Source organism: Paenibacillus sp. FSL R10-2734 (assembly GCF_037963865.1).
In the GTDB taxonomy this organism is placed as follows: Bacteria; Bacillota; Bacilli; order Paenibacillales; family Paenibacillaceae; genus Paenibacillus_AQ.
This window is the reverse complement of the sequence record NZ_CP150170.1, coordinates 3716293-3732416: the sequence shown is the minus strand read 5'-3', so window position 1 is coordinate 3732416 and position 16124 is coordinate 3716293. Positions and strand designations below refer to the sequence as shown.

Genomic DNA, 16124 nt, shown 5'->3' with positions numbered 1-16124 from the left:
ACCTATTGATTCACAGATTGATTGACTCGGAATACTTTGACCTGAACAATCGTCAGCACGAAGACTAGCAGGAATAATAGGAACGATATTGCCGATGAATACCCAAGTCGAAGCTCGCCAAAACCAAGATTATATATATACAACACAGTGATTTCAGTCGCTCGGGCAGGGCCACCTTTGGTCATAATGAGGAATAAGTCAAAAAATTGGAAGGCATTGATCACATTTACAATAAACACAAATACCATCGTGTTCTTCATTTGCGGTACCGTAATACGCCAGAAGGCCACCCACCGATTCGCACCGTCGATCTCAGCTGCCTCATAATAATCCCCAGGAATATCGAGTAAACCTGATAGCATAATGAGCATATAGAAACCTATTGAAGTCCAGAAGAACACGTTGATCAATCCAAACCATGAACCGCCCGTTGTTCCAAGCCATGATACCGAGTCAAAGCCAAAGAACGAAATGATATAGTTCATTAATCCCGAAGGAGCTGAATCAAGAATAAACCGAAAAATAAGTACACAGATTACCGTTGAGATCAAATTCGGGAAAAAGAATAGCGTCCGGTAGAGATTGCTCCATCTACCAAGATGTCGCACTATTAATGCGAGACCTAAGGATACACAAAACACTAAAGGGACAGCGATTCCTGCATAGAAGATAGAGCGGCGAAGAGAGCTCCAGAAATAATCATCTTTCAGAATATGAATATAGTTATCAATACCTATGAATTTCCGCCCACCTAACATATTCCAATCATGTAAGCTGACAAAAAACGCATATATTGATGGAAAAAATACGAATGCAGCTAGTAGAAGTATGGCAGGAGAGAGAAAAAAATAAGCCGTCCATTGCTCCTTACCCATTTTTTTCATGTGATCCCTCTATTCTAGTTACGAGCAAGGTTCGGTGTGATATCGCCCCCCGCTCGCACATGTACTCATTATTTATTCAAAGCTTCTTGCAATCTCTTCTCTGCATCTTTTACAATCTTATCGATATCATCCGTTGTAAACAGCGCCTGTTGTACAGCATCATTCGTTGCAGTTACCACTTCAGGTGGCAATGACAAGTCTTTGCGACCTAACGGCACAACCGTATCTACCCAATCCTTATAAAGCGGTTTGCTGTAGATATCCTTCTTCGCTTCCAATACAGATTTACGTGGAGCTAAGTGGAAGCCACCAATCGTATTTATTTGACCCATACGATCTGTACCGTCTAACCAGAACCATTTAATGACTTCTTTCGCTTCCGCTACATGGCCTTTAGAATTCACAATTGCGCTCCAGCCACCTAGTGTAGCTGTCTGTTTACCGGATGCATCAACAGCTGGATATGGAAGCAAGCCGATATTTTTACCTGATTTCTCGATGGTTGGCGTAGCCCAGATCCCGCTCAGCTGCATGGCTGTTTTACCGCTCAACAAGTAGTTGATATCCCAGCTGTCGGTTTGCAAGGTTTTTGCAATCGAACCATCCTGTGATAGGTCACGATACAACTGAAGTGCTTTGCGCGTTGCGTCACTATCGAATGTCGACTTCGTACCGCTATCATCGAGCACGTTACCCCCTGCAGCCCATAAGAATGGCCAGAATTCATAGTTCTGATATCCGCCGCGAATTGGACTGACAACCAAGCCATTACGATCAACTGTCGTTAATTGCTTCGCAGCTGCACGAAACTCATCCCATGTTTTGGGTGGTTCAACACCTGCAGCAGACAGCACATCTTTATCGTAATACAATCCAATCGCATCGATAATAAATGGAACCGCATACAATTTTCCATCCCGCGAATTTCCTTGCAAGGAGTTCTCACTGAAATCAGCACGGATATTACCAGAGATCAGATCATCAAGTGGCGCTGCAATCCCTGATGTAATGTACTTGGAGAAATCTGAAGCATCCATTTCGAAAAGATCCGGTCCTGCTCCACTCGCGAATGCTGTACTAAGCTTGGAATAATAATCTTGCGTACCACCAGCAACGATGGTCGTCTTCAATTTAATTTTATCTTGGCTTTTATTAAATTCATCGGTCCAAGTGTTAAGGAAATCGACCGCTTCTTTCTCACCATATTGGTGGTACCATGCTTCGACAACTACCGGATTACTTTCCGCTTTTTCTTTCGGTGCATTTGTTGTTGTCGATGCGTTACCTGATGTATTTCCTTCTGTCGATTTGGTATTCGAGTTGCCACCACATCCACTCACAACAAGCATCGAACCTAGAATGACTGCAAGACTTCCGTTTGCCCATTTTCTAGATATCATACAACTGTCACTCCCCCTCATATCGTTGACTTCATCCACTGGCTTGGATTGTATATTCGTGAATCTGAGCCAAATGTAAGCCTATACATATCGTAATATGGATGCCAAAGACCAACAAGCTACGTAATTATTTGAAAAGATCCCTACATTTACGTTCTTTCATCTTTTCGGATCATATCCATTCGCATAATACTGAGATTTTTATCACACCTACATACTAGAAGTGTTACAATGTAACTGCTTACATATTAGATGTGAGGCGGAGATTACGAGATGAATAGACACTTTAAATCAGGGTTACCTTGGATGCATTTGAGGCATCAGCTTTCCTTAGCCGGTATTGCATTAGTACTCGTATCATTGATCATCATGACCTACGCCACTATCGAGCAATCTTCACGAACGATTGAACATAACACTTACCGTTATATTAATCTGGCACTGGAACAGGCCAACCGGAACCTTAGGAGCTTTCTCCAACTTGCTCATGATACGACGAATAATGCCATCTCGAATAAAACACTACAAAAATCATTAATAGAAGCGAAAAAAAATGGTAGTCTAAATCCTCAGTCCTTCAGCTCGATCCGCGATTCACTTAACATTGCATTTGTGGATACGAATGTTGTCTCTTATATGGAGTTACATACTCTTCAACTAGACTCAACTATATCCTCCGGGATATGCTTTCAGGAAATTATGTCTGATACGATGCAACATGCTGCAAAGACTCTTGAAGGTGCATCCTATTGGTCCATTACAGAGGAACCCTTGTGTCAGATCAGCACACCGTACACGTTGACAGGGACGAGAGAAGTCGTCAATATACAGAATCCTAGCGAAATTATTGGCTATCTCTCCTACACGATTAATTTAAATAAATTTAATGATATATTTCAGGGAGATAATAATTCTCCACTTACTTCGATGATGATAATCAATGAAAAGGGAGAACCGATTCTCAACCATTTAAGCGATGACAAAAGCAACCTTATAAAACAATTATTTATAGAGCGTCCTACCGCATATGAGGAACTCCGCAAAAACCACAGTTTAATAAGTGAGAATTACTTGCTCACTTCCTATGAAGATGACAGAACGCACTGGCTCCTTGTAGCCATCACACCGAAGAAAGAAATTACGCAAGGATTAAATCAAATCTATTACACCAGTCTTTGGGTGGGACTTGGGCTTATTCTATTAACTATTATTAGTTCGACACTATTCGCATCGTTCTTAACCCGCCCGATTCGCGATATTATTAGTAAAATGAAAACGGTCGCCTTTGGTAATTTCAAAGTAAAAGTCGCACAGAAACGTTTCTTCAATCTGGAGAGCGAGCAATTAGCACTGCATTTCACATATATGGTCGAGAACTTCCGGTATTTAGTACAAGAGGTCTACGAGAAACAGGACTTAGAACGTAAAGCAACACTAAAAGCGCTGCAAGCTCAAGTAAACCCACATTTTTTATATAACACTTTGGATAATATCTTCTGGGGGTTAGAATCCGAGGGTGGCTCCAAGACATCACAGGTCATTCTAGATCTCTCACAAATGCTACGTTATGCCCTGAATCCCAATAACCCCATGACTACGTTAGAAGATGAACTATTGCATATCAAAAGATACATATCCATCATTCAATATCGTTATCCAGGACGATTTGAAACTTATATTCAAGTACCTGATGACATTCTTGCCTGCAGCATCCCACGTCTTTTGATTCAACCTATTATCGAGAATGCTATAACTTACGGGATTGAGCCGAAGAAGTTAGCTAAAGAGCTAACCATTGTGGCTACACGTGATCAGGAAGTGGTGACACTCGTGATCTCTGATGATGGTGCTGGAATTACAGAAGAGAAATTGAAGCTTCTTCTAAAAAAGAAACGTTCGCCAGCTGAACAAAATGGTGACAAAGGCCTTGGATTACTTAATGTACATGATCGTCTTCGTCTGCACTACGGTGAGCTATTTGGAGTACAAATACAAAGTGAGCTTGGAATTGGCACGCAAATCACGATGACATTTCCCATCCAATATGGAAAGGACCATTAAATTTGATGAATACAGTGAAAATCGTCCTCATTGATGACGAGATTAATATCCGCGAAGGTTTGCGTCGCATTATTAACCGTGCCCCAGCCTTTCAAGTGGTCGCCGATTTCTCAGACGGTCGAGAAGCATTAACATGGCTTGAGGGCAATAGGACGGATATTGTTCTGTCCGATATCCGTATGCCGGAGATGGATGGCATTGAGTTATGCAAAATCATCTCGCGTAAATGGTCACAAATTAAGGTCATTCTACTCACTGGACATGCAGAATTCAACTATGCTCATGCTGCAATTAAAGCAGGTGTCGTCGACTATATTCTCAAACCATGTGCTCCTGCGATCATTCTTGAGACCTTACATCGGGCTGCCAAAACAGTAGCTATCCCAACAGAGGCAATCCATACGCTTCAAACGGATGGTGAAAATGGCGACAATGCGAGGAACTTCACCTTAGGGATTCAAACGGATAATCCATGGATCAGAACGGCACTCTCTTATGTTGCAACGAACTATGACAAGGACCTCTCCGTCCGTGATATTGCAGACCATGTTCATTTAAGCACCTCGTATTTCAGTACGTTATTCAAAGAGGAAACGGGACATAATGTAAGTCATTTCATTCATATCGTACGTATCGAACGAAGTAAGGTATTACTCACGAACCTACAATACAAAAGTTATGAAGTAGCTGGACAGGTGGGTTATAAGACGTTTCGCCATTTCAACGAAATCTTCAAGCTGATCACAGGTCAGACACCATCAGAGTATCGTCGGTCCATCGGATAGCATATTACTTTTTGCTGAAATATTGATTTCACGTTGTCAATCAAAACAACAAAAACGCGATACGGTAAACCAACCGATCGCGTTTTTGTTGTTTTGATCGTATTCAATGTTAATTGCAAAATGTGTATTCAAGCGCAACGGGCAAATGTATCATTTAGCTTGCAAGGATTAATGCTATTTGGATTCCACAGCATGTCCACCAAACTCATTTCGTAGCGCAGCCACTACTTTGCCAGTGAATGTGTCGGTCTCGAGTGAACGGTAGCGCATCAATAACGCCATCGCAATAACTGGAGTTGCAGCTTGCAGATCGAATGCGGTTTCGAGCGTCCATCTGCCTTCACCGGAGGAATGCATAATCCCTTTGATCTCGTCCAGTTTAGCGTCTTTCGAGAACGCACGTTCAACCAGTTCCATCAACCAAGAACGAATGACCGAGCCATGATTCCACACTCGAGCGACTTCCTCAAAGTTGAAATCAAACTCACTCTTTTCCAGCACCTCAAAGCCTTCACCGATGGCAGCCATCATACCGTATTCAATACCGTTATGCACCATTTTCAGAAAATGGCCACTACCTGCTTTGCCGGCATATAAAAAGCCGCTTTCCACAGCCGTATCACGGAAGATTGGCTCTACAACCTCCCAAGCTTCAGGGTCTCCACCAACCATGTAACAAGCGCCGTTACGCGCTCCTTCCATTCCTCCAGACGTACCTGCATCCATGAAGCTGATTCCGTGTTCCTTCAATTGCTCATATCGGCGAATAGATTCCTTATAATGCGAATTACCCGCTTCAATGACGATATCTCCTTTAGATAACAAAGGTGTAAGCTCAGCAATGACAGAGTCCACAACCTGATGCGGAACCATGATCCATAAAATTCTAGGCGTCTCCAGTTGTTGTACAAGTTCCGTAAGTGTTACCGCTCCATTAGCGCCCTTTGCTTTCATTTCCTCCACAGCAGGTGCGTTCAGATCAAATGCAACAACCTCATGTCCATGATCGAGCAAATTCCGACCTAGATTAAAGCCCATTTTTCCTAACCCAACTAATCCTACTTTCATGTAATTCCCCTCCGATATATAGATTCTTGTGATGTAATTTCTCCAAAATTGCTAAAAAAAACAGGCAGGGGCTTACGCCCCTGGCCGTATAGATTCCTGCGTTGCTGCAACTTCAGCCTGAGCACCGAGAACTTCTGTCTCTTGATCTGCCTCATCGAACCACCAGCGATCTTCACCCAATAGCTCCATCGCCGCATCTGGACCATATGAACCCGATGCATACGTGTGAAGTGGCATAAGACCCTCTTCCATCGCTTCCTGGATAGGTGTAACCCACTGCCAAGACAATTCAACTTCTTTCCAATGAGCAAAGAAAGTAGCATCTCCACGTAGCGCATCAAAGATTAGATTCTCGTATGCTTCCGGAACATCTGAAGCACCAGCTTCATAAGTAGCGCGGACAGGCTCAAGCTTACCTTTTTGCAGCTGATCTTTCGTGTTGAGCTGCAGTGTAATTGCTTCATTCGGACCTATCTCGATAATCAAAAGATTCGGAACATCGTTTCCTTTATTCAAGTTATTACTATCATTAAACGGTTCTTTAAACTCAATTACAATACGTGTGGATTTCTCCTTCATTCTCTTACCGGTACGAACATAGAAAGGTACATCATTCCAAAGCGGATCGTCTATAAATAAACGCGCTGCGATAAACGTCTCATTTAGCGAGGATTGTTTAATTCCCGGCTCATCCAAGTAACCTGCAACAGAATTTCCTTTAATCTCACCCTCTGCATATTGTCCGCGGACAACATGTTTATTGACCTCGTCTTTGCTTAGTGGAATGAGGCGCTCCATAACATATCTTTTCTTACCACGAATCTCTTCAGGTGTACTGCCTTTAGGAAGCTGCATTGCCATCATCATCATCAATTGCAGCATATGGTTCTGGAACATATCACGAAGTGCACCAGCTTTATCGTAATAGCCTGCCCGTTCTTCGACACCGACAGTCTCACTCGCCGTAATTTGAACATTCGCGATATAACGATTTTTCCACAATGCTCTTAGCACAGGATTAGAATACTTTAGGACTTCCAAGTTTTGCACCATCGGTTTACCGAGGAAATGGTCAATCCGGAAGATTTCTTCTTCAGTAAATACAGCATTCAAGCTATCATTCAGCTCTCTTGCTGATTTCAAATCTGTGCCAAAAGGCTTCTCAATAATCAGACGCTTCCAGCCCTTCGTGGAACCCAGTCCGCTGGAGTGAATATTAGCTGCGATTTCCTTGAAGAACTCAGGACCTACCGATAAATAAAACATCCGATTCTCCGGAATATTGAACAACTGCTCGCGGCATTTAACATGCTCCAGCAGCTTCAAGTAATCTTCTGTATTCCCAACGTCCAACACACTATATTCAAAAGCTTCCAAGAACACCTGCAATTGCGGAGAATCAACCGCTGGTTGTCTAGAAAAAGTCTGCAAGGATTGTAGCACTTGCTTACGGAAGGCTTCGTTCGAAACTTCTCTTCTTCCTAATCCAATCACGGAAAGAGGACCTGAAATTTGACCATCTAAAAAGAGGTTATATAGTGCAGGATAGATTTTACGTTTTGCCAAATCGCCTGTAGCGCCAAAAAGCACAAATGTTGATGATTCCACTTTCATTCCTCCTGTTGTTATATATTATTTATATACTTACTTTTAATTACTAACATACTCAGTAGAGTCAATCATACGACTGATATTTTCATTCGTCAACCTCATTTTGACATTTACGAAAAGTTATTATTTTCACAAAGCTTTGAATTGGTAATTATGATTAATGTCACAAAGATACTGCCAGCAATTTATTTGAAATTGGTAAGTGAAAGTTGGTAGGTTATACAATAAAAAACCCACGCCTAGCGTGGGTTTTAGTTCAACTATGCTCAATTCATGTGCCAGAATACCTAGCGTAAATTCATTTGTAAAAATGGAAATAAAAACGAATCCCTCCCTCTGACCTCACTTCGATAATAATACAAGTAAATCTGAGGGAATTGAGATTTGGGTCTAGCGAATTTGATCGGGAGGATTTCATTTCTCGTATCGGTGGATCGGACTGAGGAGTTCATATTTTGAGGATTCATAGCTTCAAAAATGAGAATAGTTGCAATACAGTCCGCCGCAAGTATAAGGTTTAAAGTAATATGATTTTTTGCTTTTGAGCTAAGTGTACTCATTGCTGTTTGATTGGATTAATCGACTAAGCTTTTGCTGAAATATCGTTGCGTAGTTCCTGAGCTCTGGATGTGTTTTGGATGTGCTGACCCTTAGCCCTGCTCCAAACATAACTGGAACAACTTTCGTATTTCAGCAGACATCCTTTTGTTTACTGGATAGATTTGTTCCAAATAATTCAATATATAGATTGAAGATTCTGGGACTTTGTTATAGCCCTGCATCATTTCACCAAGCTTTATCGCAAACTGAGGAAATCTTGCCTCAAACCTTCTATCGTTTCCAAAAATGTCGGGAAAACCATCCACCTCTGATTCGAGTAAATGCATTACCGACAATAATCTATCTACGGCATGCCCCTCAACAAACCTTGCAGCAGATAACTTTTCTCCCCTGGCATATCTGCCAAGTCCCACATATAAATTGGTTAACGCCTCATTTACTTCACGTTCAAACGTTTCTGCTCTTAAGCTAGGAGCTTGCTTCATCGGCTTCACAATACTTTCATTCTTAAAAAATGATTTCTTCCAGACTATTCTTCCTTCGGAATAAATACACCCCTCTATCTCTTGCTCTTCAAAAACTGCATATTCTCCGTAAATGCCATCCTCGAACAGAATCTTACAACCAAAATCACTGTTCTTAAAAGAATAAGCTAAAGGGTAAGTATCTTCTAGCCAGTCGAGTTGATCGATAAATCGCGGTCCATAGCCTGAGGAAACGATCACAAAAAAGTCCAAATCAGAAAAATCATCGATTCGATCCGTTTCAAGCCCTACTGAACCAAGTCCCAATAAAGCTAATGCTCCCTCTTTCTTCTCAAGCGTTTCCCCTATTTCATCAAGTCTTAATAGTAACCGTTCTTTGTACGTCATAATCAGACCTCCATTTTTGTTATCTTGCGTTGTAGCGATTTTCTCAGGTACGCAAAAAAAGGGTTCATCCACGTATATTTACGAGGTTGAACCCTTCGGTTACATTGCCTTTTAGTTGTATTTTAAAACATCAGTTGATGACCATAATTTAGCACTTGTTAAACTTTGCAGTCAAGAAATATTTTACAAATATAAGCTACTACGATTTACTACAGTGCCAACGCCCTCCACCTAAATTAATTAATAGTCAATCTTGCTGTTGATTAGCCTATCACTACAAGCAAAAATGCAATTAAAGCTGGCAGTCCTTGCATAAACAAAATAGATTTTTTTACCGTCAGACCACCAAAAAATTGAGTCCAATTGACTGGTCAGCCAGTAGATTCTTTACTATAATTAAATGAACGAGACGAAGAACGTCCCGATCCATTCCTTTTTGAATGGATCGGGACGTTCTTTTTTTTTAATAAGAAGGGATGATTAAAATGAACTTCGAAACGGCGCATGTTGCATTTATTCAATACCATTTACAGAAAAGATCAGGGGAACGCAAAGGTCGTTTAGAACGAGGACACAGAGAAGCTGAAAAACTATTTTGCCGTAACGTTTGGTGGCCTCTACGATTGAATTTTGACGATTTGCATCCAGAATTCGAAGTACTCGATTGGCGGGGTCTGTCCTATTTCTGTGACTTTGCTTTCATAACTCGGTATGTGAAATTAGTAATCGAAATCAAAGGATTTGGCCCGCATGTTCGAGATATGGACAGACATAAATACTGCAACGAACTGAACAGAGAAACCTTCTTATCTGCAATGGGATTTCAAGTCATTTCATTTGCATATGACGACGTCGCTAGTCGTCCCGAACTTTGCATAACGCTATTGCGAATGCTCCTTAGTCGCTATCAGCCAGAATCTTCCCCAGTTAGCGTGGAGATCGTGGCGGAACGGGAAATTATCCGACTTGCCTATATGCTTGTACGCCCGTTACGCCCCATCGATGTAGAGATTCATTTAAGCATAAATCATCGTTCGGCCGTTCGAATGCTACATTCGCTCAGCACTAAAGGGGTTCTCTCACCTGTAACTGGACCCGAAGGCAAACATATTGTGAAATATGAACTCCAACACAACGCGATGCAACGATTGTAGAATACCTGCTATTTTACATCTTTTAGATACTCTACTCATACACCGAGGATCTTTCCTGCAATAATACAGTTTTTCGCCTTCTACACGCTAACTGTGGTTGTTTTAGAGTCATATTCCTGAATAATCGCAGGAATATCCTCTAATAACACCTCATTTGACGGAAATAACTGCACTTTGGCAGTTTTACATGTCGATTGAGGCTTCTAAATAAACTAGGTGACTTGTTCCCCACTAGAATACTAGGAGCAAGTCGCCGCTTGATCTATTTGTTACTGACTACTTGGCGAGGCTACGACCATCGATCAATGGATGTAGATCCTTAACTTAGATAAGACTACAACGCTTTATATTCGAAATAGTCAAAATAAGCCTGCTTCGCTTGCTGATCCAGATCTTGAGCACATACGCCAACATAAGAGCCTGTAAATCCGAGCTTACCACCATACTCGTCTGAAAGCGTGCCAAAGTCGAGAGGGGTGCATACCGCTGTCCATTTCACGCCATCTGGCGAGGCATAGAACAAGAGATCCCGTCCATGAATTTCTGCCTTCATATAATATCGATCCCAATTCTTCACTGAAATTTGCATGGAGGAAATCTCATCATATTTGCCCGCTTTGCAGAACACGACACCCAAACTAATGCCTCGAATCTCATCAGCAGTCACACGCAAATAATAGTAATCAGTGTCATCATAATAGAGCACCAGTCCAGCCATTTGCATGAAGCTGTCCGGTTTGAATTCTAGACAAGTGGATGCCGAGCATTCAAAATGCTGAATCGGCCGTGCCACTAAACTCTGATCATGCAACGAAGCTAAAGACTCCCTACCTCGCAAACGAAGAAATCCTGGACGCTCCTTCAAACTCACCCAAGATTCTTCAAAGGGAACACGCAAGCTCTGATAAGGGAAGCCCAATGCTTCCCCATCAAAATCATCCCGCTCAGGTAATTCTTCAAAAGTGTGCAACGGGAGTCCCGGAGCCTCCGTCTCCAGTGCAGGAAGCTTCCCCCCATGAGCCAGACGAAGCCAGCCGTCCTCTGTCCATTCACAGCGCTGAATAGCTGTTTCCCTTCCCAGCGGATTCATAGTGGACGTACCTGGAATCGGACGCGTGCATAAATGAGCCATATACCATTCGCCATTCTGTGTCTCCACAAGCGATCCATGTCCAGCCTGCTGAAATGGATAGGTCAAATCATGCGCCGTTGTCATAATCGGGAAATCAGGATCGGTCTCATAAGGACCCGTTAAATTTCGACTTCTGGCCAAAGTGACCATATGATTGATGCCTGTCCCCCCCTCGGCGGTGAGGAGATAATAATAACCATCCTTTTGATACAACTGCGGACCTTCGGTTACTCCGATTGATGTACCTTTATATATTTCGTGGATCGGTCCAGTCAGTTTGCCGGTCTCCAGATCATATTCCTGCATGATGATGCCAGAGAAGTTACTGTGATTCTTGCGAAAATCCCAGCGCATGTTAAGCAGCCATTTCGTATCGTCCGTATCATGGAACAAAAAGGGATCAAATCCGCTCCCGTTTAGTCTTACAGGCTCACTCCACGGACCTCTAATATCTGTAGCCGTAATCAGGTAATTATGTAGATCCTTATATACACTTTTGCGGGATTTCACATCTGTATAAAGTAGGTAGAACACGCCTTGATCATACGAAAGCGCTGGCGCCCAAATGGAGCCAGAGCTTACATTACCACGCAGGTCCACTTGAGATGCCTCAGTCAGAACTCGAGTAATGGAATGCCAATGTACAAGATCTCTAGAATGATGGATTTCCACTCCTGGAAACCATTCAAAGGTAGATGTAGCAATATAATAATCATCACCCACTCTTATAAAAGATGGATCGGGATGAAAGCCAGTCAACACTGGATTAATAATCATTTGAGTCATAGGGTAACCCTCCACTAGCGAATTTTCATAATTTAACGATTATATTGTATCGCTTTCATTTCAATTAAAGTTATAATGTGATATAAGAAAATGTTTGTATTTTGTCATCATGGAGGGCCTATGAAACAGCTGTTCGAGCCTGTTGTTTTTGAAGAACATAAAACTTTGACTTGGGATTACAAAATATATGAAGACCGCTATTACAAAGGCTACTACCACTGGCATCAATGCTGTGAAATCATGTTCGTTCATCGCGGTCAGGGAAATGTTGTCGTCAATCAGCAAATGTATGATATCCGCCGGGGAATGTTATTCTTTTTCCAACCCTATCAATTGCATCGGATCTATTCTGAGGTCTCTCCTGAATGTCCATTTGAACGATCCATCTTCTACATTGATCCCCATGTTGCAGAAAATCTGCTGGAGGGCTTCTCGAAAAGAAAGACTCTATTTACAGCACTATGGCAAGGGGGGAATTCGCATTGCGCCTTTGATCTTAATGAACGCGTTGAGGTTGTGGAGTGGATTTTGGATCATTATGATTACAACAATAAGGGCAATTTGATAGAGGATACCGAAGATATTTCTATGCTCTTGCTTCAGCTGCTAAGCAGTATCGGGACCGAAGAGCATCATATGCTCCAAACCGGAGAAAGACGAACCCTGCGCTATTCTGAGAAAATCATGGCCTTCATCGAGGAGCATTATCATGAGGAGATTAATCTGGATCATTTGGCTGAAGAGATTCATTTGTCTAAGTCCTATGTCTCCAGAATCTTTCATCAAGAGACCGGTGGACGGCTCGTTGATTATCTGACTGCCCGGCGAATCAAACAGGCCTGCCGCTTGTTAGGGACGACAGACCTGCCAGTAGAGCAAATTGGGATAACTGTTGGTTTCCCAAATGCCTCTTATTTTAATCAATTGTTCAAAAAAGTCCTTGGGACCACTCCGCTAAAATACAGAAAGTATAATTAGTACCTAGGTTATTCAACTATAGTTTCTTCAATGACAAACACGATATTTTTCGCAAAAGGATTAATTGCCATATGCTCTGCTCGGGGGGCGTTAATTAGTTCACCGTTAACCCTTAAATTGATGAAGGTCACATCTTCAACTGCTCTTTCTTCATCAAATCCATAAATTCGTGAAGGGTTGGCCTCCCCGCTGTAGCTGATATCGCGGAATGTAATATTTCGAATGCTTGTGCCAGGCTCTGGATTATAATCCTGGTTATAGACAACGCGCACATCAATTAATTGCCCCTGCTCAATACGCTCAACACGTATATTATCATAGAGAACGTTACTTACCTTATTTCGATCCCCAGCATTAATGGCCAGTGCACCCCAATAATTCTCTTGCGGCTCGTGGTGATTCAAGATATCAATATTGGTAAAAATAATATTCTCAATTACGTCACCGTTCCGCTTATGGTCACCATGAGTACCGATCATCAGTGGATGAGCAACATCCGCCCACAAGATGGAGTCACTTACGCTGATGTTACGTGTGTCCCCATAAAAATCCCATCTCGATCCATAGATTGCGATACAATCATCGGAATTCCGCATAAAAACATCCTGAATAGTAACATCAGAGCTAGACATGATATCTATACCATCAGACCAACCGCGAGTGCTAAACGATTTGAAATTCTCTATTTCAATCCCCTCAGACTGCCCGATGAAAATACTATAATGCGGTGGGTCAATAACAGTGATGCCTTCCACTTTAACAGATTGCGAGAAAGCGATTCTTACCCCACGAAATGCTGAGTATCGATGGAAATCCGCAAGATAGATCACTCCACGACCACGAATGTTTACATTACGAACACCCTCGCACACCAAAGATCCTATAAGCGCAGATCCCCCGGCAAGATATACCGTTGTATCCGACGGAATAGGAAGTACAGTTTCTTCAATATAATGCGTGCCTGGAGCGAAATAGAGTGTTTTTAGTGTCTCACTAGAAGAACCGTCGACTGGATTTCTTAGTAATCGTAGAAGATCTGGTTTCCGATGAATACCCGGTTGCAATACTAGAACATTAGGATCTTCTGGTTGAGGGGCGTCCACTTCTTTAGGATTCGCAAACAGATGTAGATTCCTGAAAATATCACCGTTGATTTCGATGGAAAGCTTCTGCGGACCAATGAGGTTAAATTTGATCGTTCTCCCCCGACTTTCGAAGGAGATATTACGTGAAGATGGTGCGATGTTCACACTCTCAACTTCTGTATAAAGGCAAGTGATTTCCACCTCTGCTACACCCTCTAGGTCAAAACAAGCCATAGAAGCTGAACGAACCTCGTGCATATCTACCTTAACCTCGTAAATAAACAAGTTATGCCATTCTCCTTCAGGCTGTCGTACCCTAACCTTATAATCCTCACGTCCCGGTATATTTTTGGGTGCTTCATACACTTGTAAGTAGTTCATAGTAAAGTCCTCCCGCTACTGGTTTGATTAGCCCTATGATTTCATTGTTATTTACTCATATTGTATCTCTCCTTGATCTCAGAAAGTTTTAATGTGTTATTCAGAAATGTTTATATTTTGTCTGATAAAGTTAAAAACAAAGCTACACGATGACAATATTCAAACATTTCCTTATATCAAATCACAACTTTTTTGAACCGTAGAAAGCTATACTCAAAATATCCCAACAACACTGGAGGCAACAATGATGACTTTACCTTATTGGCAGGAAATTATGAGCAGACTCGATACAAAAGTTGAGCGTATGGTAGAACAGATCGGTAACAAATGTCCACACTTTGCCGGGGAAGATGGCAAATTTGATGATATCGGCTCAGACTGGTGGACTACAGGCTTCTGGCCTGGCATCCTCTGGATCATGCATGATATGACCGGAAAAGATTTATACAAAGATGCCGCTTGGCATTGGGATGGTACTTTAGAGGAATGGTTCATTAAGCCGACGGTTGAGATGCATCACGATGTTGGATTTCAATTTCTTCCGACTGCGGTTATTAAAAATACAATCACTGGTGATGAGGATGCGCTTCGCAGAGGGATTGAAGCTGCGAACTTCCTCGCTGCTCGCTATAATCCTGTAGGCAAATTTATTCGTGCGTGGAATGAAGATAAATACGGCTGGGTGATCATCGATTGTATGCTGAACATCTCCCTCTTGTTCTGGGCCAGCAAAGTAACCGGAGATCCACGCTACAAACATATCGCGATTAATCATGCCGAAACGACTATGCAATACGGCATTCGTGAGGACGGATCCACCAAACACATTCTCTCTTTTGATGCAGAGACCGGAGCATATATTGAGAATTTTGGCGGTCAAGGTTACTCCCCTGAATCCTCTTGGAGCCGTGGAACGGCTTGGGGCTTGTATGGCTTCATCAATACTTACCGCCACACTGGTGATAAACGTTTCCTGGATACGGCTAAGCGGATCGCACATTACTTCATCTCGGCTTTACCTGAAGATCACGTACCTTACTGGGATTTCCGTCTAGCGGATGACGAGCGTATGTTCAGAGACAGCTCAGCGGCCTCTATCGCCGCTTCAGGTTTGCTTGAACTAGCAGATGTCGTACCATTAGGAGAAAAAAGTCTTTATGCTAATGCAGCAGAGCGGATTCTGCGTTCACTGTCCGAAAACTATGCGACTTGGGATCAGCCAGAGCATGAAGCGATTTTGCTACACGGGACTGGTAGTGGTACTTCCTTTATTGATGTATCGCTAATCTATGGGGATTACTATTACATTGAGGCAATCGCTAAATTGAATGGCTGGAAACATCGGATATTCTAGATGTAAGTATAT

General features: G+C 42.3%; 12 protein-coding genes. 5 read left to right on the top strand and 7 right to left on the bottom strand.

Translation table 11 applies throughout. From position 1 onward, the window contains the following. Positions 1 to 2: 2 nt before the first annotated feature. Both NSS67_RS16265 and NSS67_RS16260 read right to left on the bottom strand, forming a co-directional pair. Complete coding sequence (locus tag NSS67_RS16265) at positions 3 to 884, bottom strand: sugar ABC transporter permease (protein WP_339314274.1); 882 nt, start codon at positions 882 to 884, stop codon at positions 3 to 5. Positions 885 to 952: 68 nt separating this feature from the next. Next, on the bottom strand, positions 953 to 2284 hold the full coding sequence (locus NSS67_RS16260; RefSeq protein WP_339314272.1) for an ABC transporter substrate-binding protein: 1332 nt from the start codon (positions 2282 to 2284) through the stop codon (positions 953 to 955). A 273-nt stretch (positions 2285 to 2557) separates the two neighbouring features. Between NSS67_RS16260 and NSS67_RS16255 the strand changes: the two genes are divergently transcribed. Both NSS67_RS16255 and NSS67_RS16250 read left to right on the top strand, forming a co-directional pair. Continuing rightward, positions 2558 to 4345: a histidine kinase gene (locus NSS67_RS16255; RefSeq protein WP_339314270.1), complete on the top strand. Its 1788-nt coding sequence runs from the start codon at positions 2558 to 2560 to the stop codon at positions 4343 to 4345. A gap of 5 nt (positions 4346 to 4350) precedes the next feature. Then, positions 4351 to 5130: a response regulator gene (locus NSS67_RS16250; RefSeq protein ID WP_339314268.1), complete on the top strand. Its 780-nt coding sequence runs from the start codon at positions 4351 to 4353 to the stop codon at positions 5128 to 5130. Between the two features lie 174 nt (positions 5131 to 5304). Here the strand turns inward: NSS67_RS16250 and gnd are convergent, their stop codons facing one another. From gnd to NSS67_RS16235, 3 genes are all read right to left on the bottom strand, one after another. Next, positions 5305 to 6198: a phosphogluconate dehydrogenase (NAD(+)-dependent, decarboxylating) gene (gnd, locus tag NSS67_RS16245; protein ID WP_339314266.1), complete on the bottom strand. Its 894-nt coding sequence runs from the start codon at positions 6196 to 6198 to the stop codon at positions 5305 to 5307. Between the two features lie 72 nt (positions 6199 to 6270). Beyond that, positions 6271 to 7806 carry a glucose-6-phosphate dehydrogenase gene (zwf, locus tag NSS67_RS16240; protein WP_339314264.1) on the bottom strand — a complete coding sequence of 512 codons (1536 nt, stop codon included), beginning with the start codon at positions 7804 to 7806 and terminating at the stop codon, positions 6271 to 6273. Between the two features lie 653 nt (positions 7807 to 8459). Next, on the bottom strand, positions 8460 to 9242 hold the full coding sequence (locus NSS67_RS16235) for a hypothetical protein (RefSeq protein WP_339314262.1): 783 nt from the start codon (positions 9240 to 9242) through the stop codon (positions 8460 to 8462). A 485-nt stretch (positions 9243 to 9727) separates the two neighbouring features. Between NSS67_RS16235 and NSS67_RS16230 the strand changes: the two genes are divergently transcribed. Further along, positions 9728 to 10396: a DUF559 domain-containing protein gene (locus tag NSS67_RS16230; protein ID WP_339320615.1), complete on the top strand. Its 669-nt coding sequence runs from the start codon at positions 9728 to 9730 to the stop codon at positions 10394 to 10396. Between the two features lie 334 nt (positions 10397 to 10730). Here the strand turns inward: NSS67_RS16230 and NSS67_RS16225 are convergent, their stop codons facing one another. Beyond that, positions 10731 to 12314: a glycoside hydrolase family 43 protein gene (locus NSS67_RS16225; RefSeq protein ID WP_339314260.1), complete on the bottom strand. Its 1584-nt coding sequence runs from the start codon at positions 12312 to 12314 to the stop codon at positions 10731 to 10733. 120 nt (positions 12315 to 12434) lie between these two features. On the opposite strand from NSS67_RS16225, the gene NSS67_RS16220 reads away from it, so the two are divergent. Further along, positions 12435 to 13292 (top strand): AraC family transcriptional regulator, encoded by an 858-nt coding sequence (locus NSS67_RS16220; RefSeq protein ID WP_339314258.1) that lies wholly within the window; start codon positions 12435 to 12437, stop codon positions 13290 to 13292. A gap of 8 nt (positions 13293 to 13300) precedes the next feature. On the opposite strand, the gene NSS67_RS16215 is transcribed toward NSS67_RS16220, so the two are convergent. Further along, positions 13301 to 14758, bottom strand: a complete 1458-nt coding sequence (locus NSS67_RS16215; protein WP_339314256.1) for a glycosyl hydrolase family 28 protein — start codon at positions 14756 to 14758, stop codon at positions 13301 to 13303. 244 nt (positions 14759 to 15002) lie between these two features. Here NSS67_RS16215 and NSS67_RS16210 point away from each other — a divergent pair, with 244 nt between their 5' ends. Then, entirely contained in the window at positions 15003 to 16112 is a 1110-nt protein-coding gene (locus NSS67_RS16210; RefSeq protein ID WP_339314254.1) for a glycoside hydrolase family 88 protein, read from the top strand. Positions 16113 to 16124: the final 12 nt, after the last annotated feature.